Origin of the sequence: Arthrobacter sp. B10-11, from assembly GCF_033142195.1 — a bacterium.
Classification (GTDB): domain Bacteria; phylum Actinomycetota; class Actinomycetes; order Actinomycetales; family Micrococcaceae; genus Arthrobacter; species Arthrobacter oryzae_C.
In genome coordinates this window covers 145,491-163,660 of record NZ_JAWMTH010000002.1, presented here as the reverse complement: position 1 = coordinate 163,660, position 18,170 = coordinate 145,491, and the positions used below count along the sequence as shown (strand labels likewise).

The 18,170-nt window shown below is 66.1% G+C and carries 13 protein-coding genes; 5 read left to right on the top strand and 8 right to left on the bottom strand.

The genetic code is table 11. The features are described from left to right. Nucleotides 1-6 precede the first annotated feature (6 nt). The 3 genes from RW112_RS06430 to RW112_RS06420 all read right to left on the bottom strand — a co-directional run bounded on the left by RW112_RS06430 (nt 7) and on the right by RW112_RS06420 (nt 3,465). Nucleotides 7-1,329 carry an ABC transporter substrate-binding protein gene (locus tag RW112_RS06430; protein WP_305939671.1) on the bottom strand — a complete coding sequence of 441 codons (1,323 nt, stop codon included), beginning with the start codon at nt 1,327-1,329 and terminating at the stop codon, nt 7-9. A gap of 106 nt (nt 1,330-1,435) precedes the next feature. After that, the gene (locus tag RW112_RS06425) at nt 1,436-2,359 is read right to left on the bottom strand and encodes a hypothetical protein (RefSeq protein WP_317780978.1); all 924 of its coding nucleotides are present in this window, start codon (nt 2,357-2,359) and stop codon (nt 1,436-1,438) included. After that, nucleotides 2,356-3,465: a Gfo/Idh/MocA family oxidoreductase gene (locus RW112_RS06420; RefSeq protein WP_317780977.1), complete on the bottom strand. Its 1,110-nt coding sequence runs from the start codon at nt 3,463-3,465 to the stop codon at nt 2,356-2,358. The genes RW112_RS06425 and RW112_RS06420 overlap by 4 nt, the downstream gene beginning before the upstream one ends. A 206-nt stretch (nt 3,466-3,671) precedes the next feature. On the opposite strand from RW112_RS06420, the gene RW112_RS06415 reads away from it, so the two are divergent. Then, nucleotides 3,672-4,904 (top strand): ROK family transcriptional regulator, encoded by a 1,233-nt coding sequence (locus tag RW112_RS06415; RefSeq protein WP_317780976.1) that lies wholly within the window; start codon nt 3,672-3,674, stop codon nt 4,902-4,904. Nucleotides 4,905-4,987: 83 nt separating this feature from the next. Next, nucleotides 4,988-6,181: a CynX/NimT family MFS transporter gene (locus RW112_RS06410; RefSeq protein WP_317780975.1), complete on the top strand. Its 1,194-nt coding sequence runs from the start codon at nt 4,988-4,990 to the stop codon at nt 6,179-6,181. Between the two features lie 219 nt (nt 6,182-6,400). Here RW112_RS06410 and aceB read toward each other — a convergent pair whose 3' ends face one another. Continuing rightward, nucleotides 6,401-8,065, bottom strand: coding sequence for a malate synthase A (gene aceB, locus RW112_RS06405; protein WP_317780974.1), 1,665 nt, complete (start codon nt 8,063-8,065; stop codon nt 6,401-6,403). Between the two features lie 68 nt (nt 8,066-8,133). After that, nucleotides 8,134-9,465 (bottom strand): isocitrate lyase, encoded by a 1,332-nt coding sequence (gene aceA, locus RW112_RS06400; RefSeq protein WP_317780973.1) that lies wholly within the window; start codon nt 9,463-9,465, stop codon nt 8,134-8,136. A gap of 182 nt (nt 9,466-9,647) precedes the next feature. Here aceA and RW112_RS06395 point away from each other — a divergent pair, with 182 nt between their 5' ends. Next, a complete protein-coding gene (locus tag RW112_RS06395) occupies nt 9,648-11,135 on the top strand; it encodes a helix-turn-helix domain-containing protein (RefSeq protein ID WP_317780972.1) in 1,488 nt (495 codons plus the stop codon). A gap of 184 nt (nt 11,136-11,319) precedes the next feature. On the opposite strand, the gene RW112_RS06390 is transcribed toward RW112_RS06395, so the two are convergent. Genes RW112_RS06390 through RW112_RS06380 form a run of 3 tightly spaced genes read right to left on the bottom strand, consistent with a single transcriptional unit; the run spans nt 11,320 to nt 14,455 of the window. Continuing rightward, entirely contained in the window at nt 11,320-12,360 is a 1,041-nt protein-coding gene (locus RW112_RS06390; protein WP_317780971.1) for a TAXI family TRAP transporter solute-binding subunit, read from the bottom strand. Beyond that, nucleotides 12,357-13,790, bottom strand: a complete 1,434-nt coding sequence (locus RW112_RS06385) for a HAMP domain-containing sensor histidine kinase (RefSeq protein WP_317780970.1) — start codon at nt 13,788-13,790, stop codon at nt 12,357-12,359. The genes RW112_RS06390 and RW112_RS06385 overlap by 4 nt, the downstream gene beginning before the upstream one ends. Then, nucleotides 13,787-14,455, bottom strand: a complete 669-nt coding sequence (locus tag RW112_RS06380; RefSeq protein ID WP_317780969.1) for a response regulator transcription factor — start codon at nt 14,453-14,455, stop codon at nt 13,787-13,789. The genes RW112_RS06385 and RW112_RS06380 overlap by 4 nt, the downstream gene beginning before the upstream one ends. A gap of 256 nt (nt 14,456-14,711) precedes the next feature. Between RW112_RS06380 and RW112_RS06375 the strand changes: the two genes are divergently transcribed. Both RW112_RS06375 and RW112_RS06370 read left to right on the top strand, forming a co-directional pair. Next, complete coding sequence (locus tag RW112_RS06375) at nt 14,712-16,106, top strand: MFS transporter (protein ID WP_317780968.1); 1,395 nt, start codon at nt 14,712-14,714, stop codon at nt 16,104-16,106. Nucleotides 16,107-16,396: 290 nt separating this feature from the next. Continuing rightward, nucleotides 16,397-18,145: a pyruvate dehydrogenase gene (locus RW112_RS06370; RefSeq protein ID WP_317780966.1), complete on the top strand. Its 1,749-nt coding sequence runs from the start codon at nt 16,397-16,399 to the stop codon at nt 18,143-18,145. Nucleotides 18,146-18,170: the final 25 nt, after the last annotated feature.

Sequence of the window (18,170 nt, the reverse complement as noted above, 5' to 3'; positions counted from 1 at the left end):
ACCGTTCTACTTCTTCAGGACCGATTCGAGGCCGGACTGGAAAGTCTGCAGCGCCGTCTTGGCATCGGCCTTGCCGGTCAGGATCGTCTGGCTGAACTGGTTCAATGCCTGGCCGCCGTCAAGGGCCGCGAGGTTGGCGTTGAGGGTGTTGCCCTGGGACGCGAAGGTCTTGGCGATGGGCTGCCAGTCCTTGACGATCTTGACGTTGTTGGGATCATCGGCGAATTCGGGGAGTTCCGTGATCGACTTGAAAACCGGCAGGGCGGACATCAGCTTCTGCTTCCACAGTTCCTTGAGCTGGCCCAGGTAGTACACCAGGAAGGCCTCGGATGCTTCCTGCGAGGGTGTGTTCGTGTACATCATGATGTTGTTCGGGAACACGATGGTGGCCTTGTCCCCGTGCGGGCCGGTGATGGGGTCAGCCACCAGCAGGTCTCCGGACGTGTCACCGACGCGCTGGGGAACGTTGACCTGGAACAGGCCGTATCCGGCCTTGCCGTCCTTCCATTGTGCGGACATGTTGTCGGTGGTGTAGCTGACCGCCGCAGGATCGACAATTCCGTTGGATACGAGTTCAAGGACAAATTCCATCGCTTCCACGTTGCGGTCGTTCATCAGGTCCAGCTCGCCGTCCTTGTTGAAGACGCCGCCGCCGTTGTTGACCATCATCATGATCATGGAGTGGTTGCCGTAGTTGTTGCCTGAGCCTGCGCCGGTGGTGAAGCCAAATGCGCCGACCTTCTTGAGTGCTTTGCCGGCTTCGAGGAGGGACGGCCAGTCGGTGGGAAGTGCCACGTTGGCCTTCTCGAACAGCGATTTCCGGTACCAGAACACCCGCATGTCCAGCTGCCACGGAACCGCCACGTAGCCCTTGTCTGACTTGAACGGGTCCAGGACGCCCGGCAGGAAGTCGTCGAACTGTCCGTTCTCCTTTAGCTTGTCAATGACCTTGTCGGCGTACGCGATCTGGCCCTGCTGCTCGAACTGGAAGGCCTGGAAGCCGCCGCCGGTGGACACTGCCGGCCCGGTCTTGGACGCGATGGCCGAGGAGAAGGTCTGGTAGAAGTTGTTCCACTGGATGATCTGGTAGCTGGCTTTGCTGTTGGCTCCGGAGAAGCCTTCCGCGAGCTTCTTGGCAGCGTCGTTGTAGGCCGGGGTGGCCCACGGCATGTCCCAGAACTTGATCGTTCCACCCGCGCTGCCACCGCCCTGCGAAGCGGAGCCGCCGCCGCACGCGGCCAGGAGGGGCGCGGAGGCCGCGGCGGCAGCGAAGCCCAGGAACCCCCGCCGGGAGAAGGCGGAGGAAGCGATGGAAGGTTTGGTAGACACGATGGTTTCCTTTCAAGGCCCGGAGTGACTGAATGCCCGGGCCCTTCTCGACAATGAGTGGATAGTGACTTGAGGAACTGAACTGCTGGTGGATCGGTAGGGCTGTCTAGCTGGTGAGTTGGCTAAGGAGTGACATAACGCTGGTGAACTGCGTCAGGTCGTTGGCCGGGATCCCGGAAGAAATATGCGAGTGGGCCCTCGACCAGCTGGTCCGGTGGGACGATTCGTACAGTGTGGGAAGCGTCGTCGCTCCTTCTGCGGTTACTGCGCGGACTTTGGCCGGCCACGCCGCTGCGGGATCCGGCAGGACGACGTCGGCGCGGCCGGCCGAGGTCAGGATCGTGAGGCTTGCGGTGGCAGGCAGCGCGGAGGTGAGGATGCCCTGCAGCGCAACGGGCACCCCGCCGGCAAGGACGCCCGCAACCGTGTAACCGTTCCCGTTCTGCTGGACCATCCGCACGTTCCGCACAGTGATCCCGCATTGCACCAGGACGGCGAGCTGATCCGTAAGCAGGTGCACCGGATCCGTGCCGGGCGCGGCGACGGCAACCGAGTCGAGCAGGACGGCGTCCTGGAGGGCCGTGGCGATGACACTGTGCACGTTGCCGGCGGCGGGGGCCAGTGCCGTGTTGCCGGCCCATTGCTGGTCCAGCACCACCACCGAGCCAGCCCCATCGGCCACGGCGATGACACTGTGCACGTTGCCGGCGGCGGGGGCCAGTGCCGTGTTGCCGGCCCATTGCTGGTCCAGCACCACCACCGAGCCAGCCCCATCGGCCACGGCGATGAGTTCGGCGGGATCTTCGGCCACCGGCCCGGACACCACCACCCCTTTTGCTCCGTTGCGGATGGCGTCGGCCGAGCGGCCGGTCCAGCCCGCATGGCCGGCGACGGCGGTGACATCCGGCGCGGACACAGCCGGCCCATCAGGAGCCGGACCAAAGGACAGGGGAAGGGAAGCGACGACGGCGGACACCGCACCTGCTGCTTCAGCCTGCGGATCCGCGTACACGGACAGCTGCGTGGTCATGCGTTGACCTCCTGGTCTGCGGGGGAGCTGGCGGCGCTGCCAGCATCAACCGGGTTTGCGTCTATACGGCCTGCGGCCGCGTCGGCGATCGCCAGCGCGAACTCAAGGTCATGGATCAGCGTTTCGGCCGACGGCGGCTGGCCGGTGCCGCTGGCAAGTTCAGCCAATTTGCGCCACTCGCCCTCGTAGCCGTTGTGGCCGAAGGGTCCAAGGACAGTGGTACGCCCTTCCGAGAGGATCCGGGCGGTTGCCGAGCCGGCGTGGACGTAGGACGGGGTGAAGTCGATTCTCAGGGCGGCGTCGTCGCCGATTGCCTCAAACTCCCAGGACGGTTCCCAGGTGGCATTCATCGCGGCGCGGAGCTCGATGGTGACGCTTCCTGCCTGCAGGGAGATGACGTAGCCGAAGGGGCGCACGATTTCGGCGTGGAGGACCTCCACCGATTCAAAGTCAGGGGTGAAGCGGCGGACCAGGGGAAGGTCGTGGATGGCCAGGCCCATCACGCCGCCGGTGAGCATGGCCTTGATGACTTCGGGGTCGGTGGTGTCGGACCCGGTCAGCGCAACGCGGCCCACGATCTCGGTGGCGAAGTCCTCGAAGCGGGGGTTGGGCGGAAGGACGATCGAGGACCGGACGGTGTGCACCTGCTCCGGGAGGTCGCCCCAGGCGTCCTCCGCTGCAAGCCAGCCCGGATCGAAGGTGTGCATTGCGCCCACGATGATCGGGACGCCGGTTTCGGCTGACACGGCGGAGATTCCGGCTGCCTCTTCACCGCTCATGGCGAACGGCTTTTCGCACAGCACGGCCTTCTTGCCGGCCCGGCAGCTGGCGATGACCTGTGCTGCGTGGAACTGGTGCGGGCTGCAGATGGCCACGATGTCCACTGCCGGGTCCGCGAGGAGCTCTTCCATGCTGGTGCTGAAGTTCGCTCCGACCCGGCCGGCCACGGCCTCCGCTACCGCGGGGTCCACGTCCATGATGTGGCGGACTTCGAGGATGTTGCCCAGCCGGGCCAGGGACGGCAGGTGGATTGCCTGGGTAACGGGCCCTGCGCCGAGAATGCCGACACCCAGGAGGGCCGGTGATGCCTGTGCTTGGCTCGACAAGTTGCTTACCTCTTTGTAATAGCTGGAGCGTTTCGGAATGCCTGGAGCTTCTCGGCGCTGCCGGTCCGGATCATGCTTCGGATTGGTGACACCGCTCACAGATCAAGCTAGAACTACTTTTGTCGATCGTCAAGCAAAAGTTGAAAAGTTATCGCCAATCTTTCGGTGGAGTGACATGCATAAGCGCTTCGTGCTATCACTGACTCATGAGTCCAACGTCTGGAAAAGAAACCGGCACAGACGCCGGAACCGATACCGCCCCCGAGGGTGCCGGGAGCCTTTCCCGGGCCGGCGATCTCTTCCAGCTGCTCCGCGACGGCAAGGCCCGCACCCGGGCCGAACTGGCCCTGACCACCGGCCTGGCGCGGTCCACTGTGGCGGCCCGCATCGATGCCCTGATTTCCTCAGGGCTCGTAGGGCCTGCCGGTGAGGCAAGCTCCAGCGGCGGCAGGCCGCCGTCGCGCTTTGCCTTCAACCCCGCCGCCCGCTCCGTCCTGGCAGTCGACGTCGGCGCCACCCACGTGATCATTGCCGTCACCGACCTCGGCGGCAATGTCCTGTCCGAGCGGCGCCTTGCCCAGGATGTCGCCGACGGACCCGAAGCGGTCCTCGGCCGCGTGGTGGAGGAAGGCAAGACACTCCTCACCGAAGCAGGCCGGACCGTTGCGGACCTCGCCGGCATCGGGATCGGTCTGCCGGGCCCGGTGGAGCACGCCACCGGCATGCCGGTGAAGCCGCCCATAATGCCCGGCTGGGACGGATTCGACGTGGTCCGCTACGTCCAGCGCTCGCTCCCGGTCCCCGTGCTGGTGGACAACGACGTCAACATCATGGCTCTCGGCGAGCGCACCGCCTACTGGCCCGAACACGAGAACTTCCTCTTCATCAAAGTGGCCACCGGCATCGGTGCAGGCATCATCAGCAGCGGGGAACTCCAGCGCGGCGCCAACGGAACAGCGGGAGACCTGGGCCATGTGCGGGTTCCGCGCGGCGACGAGGTCCTGTGCCGCTGCGGCAACTACGGCTGCCTCGAAGCGCTGGCATCGGGCCCCGCTGTGGCGCGGGAACTCGCACGGCAAGGCCTTCCGGCGGAGAAGGGCGGCGATGTCCTGAGGCTCGTGGGTGAGGGCAACCTCCAGGCGATCCAGGCGCTCAGGCAGGCGGGCCGGGACGTGGGGGATGTGCTGGCCATGGTGGTCAACCTGCTGAATCCGTCCGTGATCGTGATCGGCGGCAGCCTCGGCCAGGCGGGCGACCACCTGATGGCCGGCGTGCGGGAAGTGGTTTACCGGCGGTCCCTGCCGCTGGCCACGTCACACCTGCGGATAGCGCTCTCGATGGCCGGGGACCAGGCCGCGATCCTTGGCGCCAGCCAGATGGTCACCCAGCACGTGCTGTCCCCTGCCGTGATAGAAGCCACCCTGCAGGCCACGGGATAACGCCCGTCATATGGCGGCGGCCATGATAGCAATGAAATGATGAAACCGATTTCCAGCTCCCGTACCAAGCCGCAGCCCGCCGTATGACGGCGAATATCCTCGCCAGGATTCCGCGCGGCTGGATCCTGTTGGCGAGCATCGGACTCATTGCGCTGAACATGCGAGGCCCGTTCGTGGCCGTGGCGCCAGTGGTCGGCCCAATGCAGCAGGACCTCGGATTTTCCCCGGTGGAACTGGGCCTGCTGACCGGCATTCCCGTGCTGTGCTTCTCGCTGGCAGCACCGCTTGCCTCCTTTGCGGGCCGGAAAGTCGGGGCGGAATTCGCCATCATGCTCACGCTGCTGGGCGTGCTGGCCGGGGTCATCGTCCGCTCCGCCGGCAACGGCGGCCTGGTGCTGTTCGGAACCGCGATCATTGGCGTGGCCATCACCATTGGTAACATCGCCGTGCCGCTGATCATCCGCCGGGACTTCTCTCCGCAGCGCCAGGGGACGGCCATGGGCATCTACACTGCGGCCCTGAACATCGGATCCACCGTGACCTCGGTGGTCACTGCGCCGCTGGCCGAGTTGGCCGGGTGGCGTCTTTCGCTGGCCGCCAGCGGGCTCTTCGCCCTGGCCGCCATCGTATTCTGGGTGATGGCGGCAGGCCGGCAGGCCTTCGTTCCGGCCGCAGCCGGGGACTCCGACCCGCGTCCGGCAGGCGGCAAGCCGGCGTCCCGCTGGATCACGGTTGGGCTGACGGCGGGCTTTGCGGGGCAGGCTTTCTCCTACTACGGCGTCACAGCCTGGCTGCCCACCTTCCTGACCGACGAACTGGGCATGGCGCCCTCCGCCGCCGGCGCCGGATCTTCGCTGTTCCAGATCCTCGCCATTGTGGGCGGCCTCGGTGTTCCGATGGTGGCCAGGTTTGCCAGTACGACGACGGTGGCGGTCACCTTGGGCCTGATGTGGCTGACCGTTCCCCTTGGACTGCTGCTGGCCCCGGAACTGTGGTGGCTCTGGTCCTCGGTGGGCGGCGCGGCGCAGGGCGGCGGCATCACGGTCATCTTCATCGCCATCATCAAACTGGCCCGCGACCAGGCCTCAGCCGGCCGGATGTCCGCCGTTGTCCAGGGCGTGGGCTACGCGGTGGGTGCTGCGGCTCCGACGCTCCTGGGCTACGTGCACGGGCTCTCCGGGTCCTGGACCAACCCGCTGCTGCTGATCCTTGTCTCCGTTTCAGCGTTCCTCCTGGGCACGACGCTCTCCGTGCGGAAGGTGCCGAAGACCCGCTGACGCGTCCCGCCGTCGTCGTCCGTCACCCCCACCCCCGAGCGCGAACGGACACTTAAGCCCCACACCAAAAGCGCGAACGGACAGTTGAGTCCCTCAAACGAGGGCCTCAACTGTCCGTTCGCGCTTGATGGTTCTTCCGTTGCCGGGCCGCCGCCCCGGATTTCGGGGTGCCTGTTGCGAAGGGCGTGGCCGCCCGGCGAACGGAAACTCTTCGGAGTCCTAGGCGGCCACGAGCTCCGCGTCCTCGACCGGCTCTTCGGAGCGGTCCCGGGCTTCATGCAGGAAGCGGGCGTAGGCCGGCAGGGTCAGGAACGTGGGGAACGCATCGGCCAGGGTCACTTCTTCGAAGATGTCCCGTGCGTCGGCGAAACGGTCGCCTTCAAAGCGTTCCAGCCGGGTGAACTCCTGATCCAGCAGGTCCTCCACCCACTCTCGCGTGATGATTTCGCCGTGGTCCGTGATGGCGTGGGAGTAGATCCACTGCCACAGCTGCGAGCGGGAGATCTCCGCGGTGGCGGCGTCCTCCATCAGGTTGTGGATGGCCACGGCCCCGTTGCCGCGCAGCCAGGATTCGATGTAGCGGATGCCCACCTCGATGTTGTTCCGGATGCCCTGCTCGGTGATGGTGCCCGTGGTGGAGGCGATGTCCAGCAGCGCGCGGTCGTCCGGGGTGACGTCCTCGCGGAGGCGCTCCAGCTGGTTCGGGCGGTCGCCGAGGACGCCGTCGAACACTTCGCGGCACACCGGAACCAGGTCCGGGTGCGCCACCCAGGAACCGTCAAAGCCGTCGCCGGCCTCGCGGGTCTTGTCCGCACGGACCTTCTCGAAGGCGATGGCGTTGGCTTCCTCGTCCTTGCGGTTGGGGACGGCTGCGGCCATGCCGCCGATGGCCATGGCGCCGCGCTTGTGGCAGGCGCGGACCAGCTGCTCGGTGTAGGCGCGCATGAAGGGGGCCGTCATGGTCACCTGCACGCGGTCCGGCAGGACGAAGCGGGGGCCGCGGGTGCGGAAGTTCTTGATCATGGAGAAGATGTAGTCCCAGCGGCCGGCGTTCAGGCCTGCCGCGTGGTCGCGGAGCTCGTAGAGGATCTCTTCCATTTCGAAGGAGGCCGTGATGGTCTCGATCAGCACGGTGGCGCGGATGGTGCCCTGCGGGATGCCCAGCAGGTCCTGCGCCAGGATGAAGATGTCGTTCCACAGGCGTGCCTCGAGGTGGTTCTCGATCTTCGGCAGGTAGAAGTACGGACCCTTGCCCTGGGCCAGCAGGCGGCGCGCGTTGTGGAAGAAGTACAGGCCGAAGTCCACGATGCCGCCGGCGATCGGTTCGCCGTCGATGAGCATGTGCTTTTCCGGGAGGTGCCAGCCGCGGGGACGGACCACGATGGTGGGCAGTTCGCCGGCGGGGCGCAGCTTGTAGTCCTTGCCCTCGGGGGAGGTGAAGTCGATCCGGCGTTCCAGCGCGTCCGTCAGGTTCAGCTGGCCCTGGATGACGTTGCGCCACGACGGCGTGGAGGAGTCTTCCATGTCGGCCAGCCACACCTTGGCGCCGGAGTTCAGCGCGTTGATGGTCATCTTCTTGTCCACCGGCCCGGTGATTTCGACGCGGCGGTCCTCAAGGCCCGGAGCCGGGGGAGCCACGCGCCAGTTCGGATCGTTCCGGACGGACTCGGTCTCGCGAAGGAACCGCGGGTCCTGGCCCTTGGCGATCAGCGCGCGGCGGTCCCGGCGGCCCTGAAGCAGCTCCTGCCGGCGAGCCGACGTGGCCCGGTGCAGCTTGGCCACAAATGCCAAAGCATCCGGAGTAAGAACCTCGCCCTGCCGGCAAATCGGCTGCGCGGTCAAAGTTATGCCATTGATAGTGAAGTTGTCAGTGAAGCTGTTCATTTCTGTCTCCTTAAAGACGAAAAGGGAGTTCGACGGCGGACCCAGGGTCCGCCGTCGAACGGGAAGAATTAGTGGAACTGGCCCTCTTCGGTCGATCCGACCAGTGCGAGGGTGGATGCGTTCGGGTTGAGCGCAGTAGCGATGTCGTCGAAGTAGCCGGTGCCGACTTCGCGCTGGTGCTTGGTCGCGGTGTAGCCGCGGGACTCGGAGGCGAATTCCTTCTCCTGGAGCTCGACGTAGGCGCTCATGCCTTCACGGGCGTAGCCGTGGGCGAGGTCGAACATCGAGTAGTTCAGGGCGTGGAAACCGGCCAGGGTGATGAACTGGAACGTGAAGCCCATGGCGCCGAGTTCACGCTGGAACTTGGCGATGGTGGCGTCGTCCAGGTGCTTGCGCCAGTTGAACGACGGCGAGCAGTTGTAGGAGAGCATCTGGTCCGGGAACTCGGACTTGACGGCCTCGGCGAACTTCCTGGCAAGCTCGAGGTCCGGGGTGCCCGTCTCCATCCAGATGAGGTCGGAGTACGGGGCGTAGGCCTTGGCGCGGGCGATGCAGGGTTCGATGCCGTTACGGACCTTGTAGAAGCCTTCCGGGGTGCGAACCGGCTGTCCCCCTTCGCGGAGGATGAATTCCTGGTCGCGCTCATCGACGTCAGAGGTGATCAGCGTTGCTGCCTCGGCGTCGGTGCGGGCGATGACCACCGACGGGGTGCCGGCGACGTCGGCGGCCAGGCGGGCCGCGTTCAGGGTGCGGACATGCTGCTGGGTGGGGATGAGGACCTTGCCGCCGAGGTGGCCGCACTTCTTCTCCGAAGCGAGCTGGTCCTCCCAGTGAACGCCTGAGGCGCCGGCCTGGATCATGGACTTCATCAGCTCGTAGGCGTTGAGCGGGCCGCCGAAGCCGGCCTCAGCGTCGGCGACGATCGGAACCATCCAGTCCTCGACGGTCTGGATGCCTTCGGAGAACTCGATCTGGTCGGCGCGGAGGAGGGCGTTGTTGATGCGGCGGACCACGGTGGGAACGGAGTTGGCCGGGTAGAGCGACTGGTCCGGGTAGGTGTGGCCGGAGTTGTTGGCGTCGGCGGCGACCTGCCAGCCGGAGAGGTAGATGGCGCGGAGGCCGGCCTTGACCTGCTGCACGGCCTGGTTGCCGGTGAGGGCGCCAAGGGCGTTGGTGTAGCCGCCGGTCTTGTGCTCTTCGGTGAGCTGCTTCCAGAGCTTCTCGGAACCGCGGCGGGCCAGCGTGTGCTCTTCGGAGACTCGGCCGCGGAGGCGGACGACGTCCGAAGCCTTGTAGTCACGGGTCACACCTTCCCAGCGCGGGTTGGCGGCCCACTCGAGCTCCAGGGCGGCGGCCTGCTCTGCGGGCGTCTGCTGGGTGGGCTCAAATGCTGCAGTCATCTTTGTCTCCTTGTTTGTGCTCCGGGTTGTCCTGGCCGGTCCCTTTCCTGCGCCGTTGCAGTGGGGGACCGGCTGGACCGGTGCGGTGTTTCTTTCCGTGAGATCTACTTTTCTGCACTTTCAAGAGGGTTGCTAGATGAAAACCATGGAAAGAAATGCACTTCTTCGCGTATGCTCAATAAATGTCGCCTACGAGCTGGAACCGCAAAGCCGCAACCCCGCCGTCGTCCCCTGCCACCCCTGAACTGGACGTCATCAGCCTCGGCCGGCGCGTCCGACACCTGCGCAAAGCGGCGGCGATGACCCTTGATGACCTGAGCGCCGCCGTCGGCACCGCGCCGAGCCAGCTGAGCCTGATCGAGAACGGCAAGCGGGAGCCCAAGCTGGGACTGCTGCAGCAGCTGGCGGCCGCCCTGAACGTAAGCATTGACCAGCTGCTCGGGGCGGAGCCGCCGAACCGCCGCGCGGCGCTGGAGATCGAGCTGGAACGCTACCAGCGGAGTCCCCTCTACGAGTCCCTGAACCTGCCGAAAATCCGCATCAGCTCGCGGCTTCCGATGGATGTGCTGGAGTCCATGGTGGGCCTGCAGCACGAGCTGGAGCGCAGGCTCAACGAGCAGGCGGCCACCCCGGAAGAGGCCCGCCGCGCCAACGGTGCGCTGCGTGCCATGATGCGCGAGCGGAACAACTATTTCCCGGAATACGAGGCGGAAGCACAGAAGGTCCTGGCGTCGGTGGGGCACACCAGCGGCCCGCTGTCCCACCACGTCATTGCGGACATCGCAGGGCACCTCGGTTTCAGCCTCCACCACGTGGGCGATCTGCCCCATTCGACGCGATCCGTGACGGATCTTAAGAACCGCAGAATTTACCTCACGCAGAACCAGCGCACCGATCACGACCCCCGTTCCGTGCTGCTGCAGGCCCTGGGACACTACGTGTTGGGCCACCAGACGCCGTCCAACTACGGGGACTTCCTGATGCAGCGCGTGGCCACGAACTACTTCGCGGCCGCGCTGATGCTGCCGGAGCAGGCCACTGTGGAGTTCCTGCAGAAGGCCAAGCAGGCCAAGGAAATCGCCGTGGAGGACATCCGGGACGCCTTCGCCGTGTCCTACGAGACCGCCGCGCACCGGTTCACGAACCTGGCCACGCAGCACCTGGACATCCGCACCCACTTCCAGAAGACCCACAAGAGCGGCATCATCTACAAGGCCTACGAGAACGACGGCGTGACGTTCCCGCAGGATCACACCGGCGCCATTGAGGGCCAGCCGTCATGCAAGAACTGGACGTCACGTGTGGTGTTCGACGTGCCAGACAAGTTCAGTGCCTACAGCCAGTACACGGATACCCCGTCCGGCACCTACTGGTGCACCGCGCGGACGGAACGCTCCGCCACGGGCGAATTTTCCCTCTCCGTTGGCGTTCCCTATGCCCAGGTGAAGTGGTTCCGCGGTCGGGAAACCACGGAGCGGTCCAAGTCCACATGCCCGGACGAGAACTGCTGCCGCCGTCCGCCGGCCTCGCTGACCTCGGAGTGGGCGGGCAACGCCTGGCCCTCCGCCCGGGCCCATTCGCACCTGCTGGCCGCCATGCCGCCCGGCGCGTTCCCCGGCGTGGACGAGACCGAGGTGTACAGCTTCCTGCAGGCCCACTCGGGGAGCTGAGGGGGCTGATGACGGCGGCCGGGCACCGTCGTCGGTTCCTTACGGGACTGAGGTGCGGCACCGCCGTCGTCCGTCCCCGGACGCTCTCTCACTTCCTGCAGCTTTTTGGCCAACGCCCTCTCACTCTCTTGAGGAAAGTGAGAGAGCGTTGCCGTATTTGTTGCATTAGGTGAGAGAGCGTTTGTTAGCCGTGCAGCTCCCGGTAGGCGTCGGCTGCCGCCGGGTGGAGCGGCAGGCCGGCCGTGTTGATGAGCGATTCCGGGCTCAGGAACTGGACTCCCAGGCTGGAACGGGGGATCAGTTCCTCGGCGTGGTCCACCAGCAGTTCGACGGTCTTCTTCACGGTGCGGTCATCCAGGTCGCTCCGGCACAGGAGCAGGTTCGCCACCCCAACAGTCCAGATGGCCGGAATTCCCTCGTAGGCGCCTTCCGGGATCAGCACGCGGTCGTAGAAGGTGCCGTACGTGGTCCGCAGCGCCGGCAACAGCGGGGAGAGGTCCAGGAACCCGAGCCCGACGTCCCCGTGGGTGGCGGCAATGGCGGCTGTCGGCACTCCGCCGGACCAGAACAGCGCATCCACGGACCCGTTCCGCAGGGCGGCCAGCCCTGCATTGAGTCCGAGGTTCAGGACGGCGACGGTCTTCCCGGGGGCGGCGACGCCGGCGGCCGGGGTTGCACCTTCGGCAACCGAAACCAGCCCGGCAGCCTTGATCAGGCGCGGAGTGGTGAGTGACGTCCCTGAACCGGGCTCACCGACAGCCACGGTTCTGCCTGCCAGTTCCGTGAGGTTGCGGATGCCGCTGGCCTTCCGGACGACGCAATGGACGTAGTTTTCGTACACTCTTCCGATGGCCGTAATTCCGGCTGCCGACGTGCCGTGAGCTGCCACGCTCCCGGCCGCGGCATCGGCCAGCGCCACGGCGAACGTGGCCTGCCCGGTCAGCAGCTGCTCCAAGTTGTCCAGGCTGCCCCCGGTAGTCAGCGCTGTCGCATTGCCGGCCACCCCGTGCCGCCGGAGGGACTGGGCCAGCAGCGTGGCGAATTCAAGGTAGAAGCCTCCCGGCTCACCCCCGGCAACAGTCACGGTGCCTGGATTGTCCTCAGCAGTACAGGCGTTCAGGACCGGGATCGTCAGCCCGGCCAGCCCCGCCAGACCTGCGGCCAGGCCGGCTTTGAGGGCGGTTCTCCGCGGCGGGAGGTCTCCGGTCAGGCCAGTCACGGTCATGAAGCGGCCTCCGGCCCCGGGGAAGCCGCGGCGTGCGGGAACTCGATGCTCGCGATCAGGCCGTGCGGGGAGGCTTCCGCCAGCAGCAAGCGGCCCCCGTTGGCCCCGGCCAGTTTGTCCACGATGGTCATGCCAAGGCCGTTGCCGCGGATGTCCCGGTGCTGCGGGGACCGCCAAAACCGGTTGGTGGCAGCAGCCCGCTCTTCGGCGGAAAGCCCGGGGCCGCCGTCGGAAACTTCAACGGCAACGGCGTCCGGGCGTACGCGGACTGCCACCGATATCCGGGAGCCGGCGGCGTACTTGATGGCGTTGTTGATCAGTTCCCCCGCCATCTGGGCCAGCTCGGCGGCGTTGCAGGAGATGTGAGCCGAAGGGTCCGGCGGATCTTCCAGCAGGACGGAAGAGCCGCTTCGCCGGGCCGCAGGTCCCGCCCGTTCGGTTTCTTCCTGCAGGACAGGGTAGGGATCAATGACGGCGGGCAGCCCCGGTGAAGCTGTCCCCGGTGGGCCGCCGGCAGAGTCTTCGAAGGCCCGGTGCTCGGCCGCGGCCAGCCTCAGCACCCCGTCCAGGATCTCCTCCACGCGTTCCAGTTCTGCCACCACTCCGGCCGCCGCCTGGTGTTCGCGGGCAGTTTGCAGTTCAAGCTGCAGTAGGTCGATCCTCAAACGCAGGGCGCCCACGGGGTTCCGCAGCTGATGCGACGTGTCGGCAATCAGCTGGCGCTGGGAGTCGATACTGTCGCTGACCGTCCGGGCCATCCTGGTGAAGGAACGGCTCAGCTCGCGCAGCTCCGGTGGCCCGTCCTCCGGAAGCCGGCCGGCCCGGCCTGTTGCCTCAAGCTCCGTCACGGCCGAATTCAGGCGGTGCACCGGACGCAGCACCCAGCGTGTCACGCGGGCGGCGCCCAGGAGGAGCACGGCGGCGAGGGCGGCCGCGGCTACGCCGACGAGGAGCCACCGTTCACGCAGCTTCTGCCGGGCCGCGTCCAGATTGACCTCAAGCACCGCCTCGCCAAGAACCTGGCTGGCACTGCCAAATGACCGTGAAATCACTTCTGAACCGGTTCCGAACGGCTGGAGCGGACTGAGTGTGGTGTCGCCGAGGTTAAGCTTTGCCCGGGCAACAGCGTCCCGGACGTCCGCCCGGTCCTCGCTCAGGCCGCCCGAGCGCAGGGTTCCTTGCTGGAGGCGGATCAGCACCCCCTCGCCGTACAGCTCCGAGTATCTGTCCATCTCGGTCTGCAGCTGGGTGGATTCACCGTCGGTCGCGGCATCGAAGGCCACCTGCGCAAGCCTGTTGAGGGCAGCCGCCCGCTTGATCTGGAGCTCCTGGGTGAGCTCCCGGCTGGCCGAGGTCAGGATGGCCGTGGAGGCGAAGATGACGATGAGGACGGACAGCACACTCAGGATTCCGAGAACGCGCAGCTTCACGCAGGATCCGCCTCGACCCGATAACCCACACCACGCACATTGATGATGAAGCCGGGGAGCTGGAGCTTCGCCCGGAGGCCAGTCAGGTGGACGTCAAGGGACCGTGAGGATGCCACGAAGGCATCCCCCCACAGCGCGTCCAGGATCTGCTCCCGGGTGACCACCGAACCTGCGTGCCTCGCCAGAAGGGCGAGGAGGTCGAACTCCGTGGCCGTCAGGGGCAGGACTTTGGGGCCGACGGCGGCCACACGCCGTTCAAGGTCCACCTCGAGTTCCCCGAGGACGATGCTGCGCTGCCTGCTGTCCCTTGCCCGGACCGCACGCCGTGCCACGGCTTCGATGCGGGCCAGCAGCTCAATCAGTTTCACCGGCTTGACGAGGTAGTCATCGGCTCCCGACCGCAGGCCAAGCACCACACTGCGTTCATCGTCACGGGCAGTGAGTATGAGGATCGGGACCGCCGTGACCTGGCGGAGCTTTCGCAGCACCTCGAGGCCGTCCATGTCCGGCAGGCCCAGGTCCAGGAGGATGACCTCAAACCGCCGGTGTTCCAGGAGCGCGTCAGCCCCGCGGGCAACCCGGGAGGCCTTGTGCCCGGCGGAAACCACCGCAGCGTCAAGGGCGGACGCCATGGCGTCGTCGTCCTCGACGATGAGCACATCCATTCCCTGGTCCTGTCCGTTGACGGGGCAACTTCGATCACCCGCTGTGGAGATTATCCCCTGTACCGGCGAAACCTAAGGAACTGTTAGGAATTCCCCCTCCACGTTGGCTGTGCGGTGGATCACCAATAGCTTGGACGGGGTCCCCGGCTCTTGCCCAGGACCATCAATGTCGAGGAGGAACCATGGGCAACGTTGCCGTGGACAGCAGGAAAGCAAGCCCGGCCGCTGTGGCGGCGCCGGCCAGGAAGGTTCAGCGATGAGCACCCAGCAAGCAGAAATCCAGAGCGAGGCAGCCCAGACCCGCCGGGCCGTGAGCAACATCCTCAAAGGCTCGGCCGGCAACCTGGTGGAGTGGTACGACCTCTACGTCTACACAGTCTTTGCCGCCTACTTCCAGTCCCACTTCTTCAACTCCAAGGACGAGCTGCAGGCCGGCCTTGAGGCGATGGCCGTCTTCTCGACGTCGTTCCTGATGCGCCCCATCGGCGCCTGGTTCTTCGGCCGCTATGCCGACCGCAAGGGCCGCAAGGCGGCGTTGACGCTCAGCGTGACGCTGATGTCCGCGGGATCCTTCGCCATCGCGATCCTGCCCACCACCCAGCAGGTCGGCGTCTGGGCCCTGGTGCTGCTGATCCTCATCCGCCTGGTCCAGGGCTTCTCGGTGGGCGGCGAATACGGGACCAGCGCCACCTACATGTCCGAGGCCGCCACGTCCAAGCGCCGCGGCTTTTTCTCCAGCTTCCAGTACGTCACTCTGATCGGCGGCCAGATGATGGCACTGCTGGTCCTGGTCATCCTGCAGAATGCCATGCCCAAGGGCGACCTCACTGAGTGGGGCTGGCGTATTCCGTTCGCCATTGGCGGCGTGGCTGCGCTGGTGGTCCTGTGGCTGCGGCGCTCGATGGAGGAAACCGTCTCCGAGGAGCAGGTGGAGGCCGCCAAGATCCCGGCAGCCGCGGGCGTGGCACAGCCGGGCACCATGAAACTGCTCTTCACGCAGTACTGGAAGCCCCTCCTGGTCTGCATCGGCGTCACCCTCGGCGGCACGGTGGCGTTCTACACCTACACCAACTTCATCCTGAAGTTCATGAACGATACATCCGGCATCGCCAAGACCGACACCTCGGTGATCAACTTCTGGGCCCTCTTCATCTTTATGCTGCTGCAGCCCGTCTACGGCATGATCTCGGACAAGGTGGGCCGCAAGCCGCTGCTGCTGTGGTTCGGTATTACCGGTGTCCTCTTCACCTGGCCCCTGCTGTCAACGCTCTCCAACACCAAGGACCCCTTTACGGCGTTCCTGCTCATGATGGGCGGCCTCTTCATCGTTGGCGGCTACACGTCCATCAACGCCCTGGTGAAGGCGGAACTGTTCCCGGCGTCCATCCGCGCACTCGGCGTCGGCCTGGGCTACGCGATCGCCAACTCGCTCTTCGGCGGCACGGTCCCACTGATCGGCGCCGCGTTCCAGAAGGCCGAGCGGGTGGACCTGTTCTTCACGTACGTCACCGTGGCCATCGCCATCTCGCTGGTGGTCTACGTCTTCGCCCTCAAGAACAAGAAGGCCACCCACCTGGACCGCGAACAGGGCGACGCCTGGACGAAGCCCGCGAAGGACGACGACAAGGACAAGGACCTCATCAACGTCTGATCCCGGTTCAGCACGGAAGTGAAAGTACGACGGCGGGTGCCCGCCCGCCGTCGTCCCCCACCACCCCAGGACGCTCTCTCAGATCCTGCAGGAAAACCCCGGACGCTCTCTCACTTTCTTATGGAAAGTGAGAGAGCGTTCAGGGTTTTGTTGCGTTAAGTGAGAGAGCGTCCAGGGTTTTGTTGCGTTAAGTGAGAGAGCGTCCGGTGCCTTGTGCTGACGGAGCGTTCAGGTGGGCGGACTATATTGGCCGTGTCAGCCCATCAACCTGATCGCGGGAGTGTGCACTCATGGCCAAGGAACTCGCCACCCAGCTCATTGAACAACTCCAGGCTGCCGGCGTGCAGCGAATTTACGGAATCGTGGGGGACAGCCTCAACCCGATCGTCGACGCCGTCCGCAAGACCGGCGGCTCCGGGCAGGGCGGCATTGACTGGATCCACGTTCGTCACGAAGAGGCAGCCGCCTTCGCCGCCGCGGCCGAAGCCCAGCTGACCGGCAACCTGGCCGTCTGCGCCGGTTCCTGCGGTCCCGGCAACCTGCACCTGATCAACGGCCTGTACGACGCCAACCGCTCAGGAGCGCCGGTCCTGGCCATCGCCTCGCACATTCCGAGCAAGCAGATCGGCAGCGGCTTCTTCCAGGAAACCCATCCGGACCGTCTGTTCAACGAATGCTCGGTGTACTCGGAGCTTGTCAGCACAGCGGAGCAGGCGCCGCGGGTCATGCACAGCGCCATCCAGCACGCCATCGGGCTCGGGGGAGTCGCCGTCGTCACCCTTCCCGGCGACATCGCCGGCCTGGAAGCGACCGGCGAGACTCCGCTGCCGGCGACGTTCCGCCGCGCCACGCTGATTCCCGACGCCGCGAGCGTCCGCGAACTCGCTGAGGCAATCAACGCAGCGGACAAGGTCGCCATCTTTGCCGGCGCCGGAACCCAGGGCGCCCATGACGAAGTGGTGGCCCTCGCGGAAGTCATCGGCGCCCCGATCGGCCACTCGCTGCGGGGCAAGGACTTCATGCAGTACGACAACCCGTACGACATCGGCATGACCGGGCTGCTGGGCTACGGTGCCGCCGCCGAGGGGATCGAGGACGCGGACCTGCTGATCCTGCTCGGCACCGACTTTCCGTACGACCAGTTCCTTCCCGGGACCCGCACAGCCCAGGTGGACCGGGCCGCCCACAAGCTGGGGAGGCGGACCGACGTCGACATCGCCGTCCATGGCGACGTGCTGCCCACACTTGCCGCGCTGAAGCCCCTGCTCACCCCGAAGAAGAGCCGGCGCTTCCTCAACCAGATGCTCAAGAAGCACGATCGGCTGATGAACAAGGCCGTGGGCGCGTACACCCGCAAGGTGGAAAAGAAGCAGCCGATCCACCCGGAGTACGCGGCGTCCCTCCTGGACCAGGTGGCGGCGGAGGACGCAGTCTTCACGGCGGACACCGGGATGTGCAACGTCTGGACTGCGCGGTACATCAACCCGCTGGGCACCCGCCGGCTGATCGGCTCCTACCTGCACGGTTCCATGGCCAACGCCCTGCCCCACGCGATCGGCGCGCAGCTGGCCTACCCCGGCCGCCAGGTCATTTCGGTGTCCGGGGACGGCGGCTTGTCCATGCTGCTGGGCGAGCTCATTACCCTTGCGGCGCACCGGCTCCCGGTCAACGTGGTGGTGTTCAACAACTCCACGCTGGGCATGGTGAAACTGGAAATGCTGGTGGACGGCCTGCCCGATTTCGGCGTGGACGTCCCCGATGCCGACTACGCCGGCGTCGCCCGCGCCCTCGGCTTCCACGCCGTCCGCGTCACCGACCCTGCCCGCATCGAGGACGCCTACCGGGAGGCCTTTGCGCATCCGGGACCCTCGCTCGTGGAGCTCATCACGGACTCGAAGGCGCTCTCCATTCCGCCCAAGATCACCGGCTCGCAGGTCCTGGGCTTTGCGACCGCCATGTCCAAGGTGGTCCTCAACCGCGGTGCCGGCGAGGCCGTGAGCATGGCGCGGAGCAACCTGCGCAACATCCCCCGGCGGTAGGCGGGGCACTACGGCGGAGTCCCGC

Coding starts and splice junctions, on each gene's coding strand:
- RW112_RS06425 (WP_317780978.1), bottom strand. CDS start 2,359: ATGACCACGCAGCTGTCCGTGTACGCGGATCCGCAGGCTGAAGCAGCA.
- RW112_RS06415 (WP_317780976.1), top strand. CDS start 3,672: ATGAGTCCAACGTCTGGAAAAGAAACCGGCACAGACGCCGGAACCGAT.
- RW112_RS06410 (WP_317780975.1), top strand. CDS start 4,988: ATGACGGCGAATATCCTCGCCAGGATTCCGCGCGGCTGGATCCTGTTG.
- aceB (WP_317780974.1), bottom strand. CDS start 8,065: ATGAACAGCTTCACTGACAACTTCACTATCAATGGCATAACTTTGACC.
- aceA (WP_317780973.1), bottom strand. CDS start 9,465: ATGACTGCAGCATTTGAGCCCACCCAGCAGACGCCCGCAGAGCAGGCC.
- RW112_RS06395 (WP_317780972.1), top strand. CDS start 9,648: ATGTCGCCTACGAGCTGGAACCGCAAAGCCGCAACCCCGCCGTCGTCC.
- RW112_RS06390 (WP_317780971.1), bottom strand. CDS start 12,360: ATGACCGTGACTGGCCTGACCGGAGACCTCCCGCCGCGGAGAACCGCC.
- RW112_RS06380 (WP_317780969.1), bottom strand. CDS start 14,455: ATGGATGTGCTCATCGTCGAGGACGACGACGCCATGGCGTCCGCCCTT.
- RW112_RS06375 (WP_317780968.1), top strand. CDS start 14,712: ATGAGCACCCAGCAAGCAGAAATCCAGAGCGAGGCAGCCCAGACCCGC.
- RW112_RS06370 (WP_317780966.1), top strand. CDS start 16,397: ATGGCCAAGGAACTCGCCACCCAGCTCATTGAACAACTCCAGGCTGCC.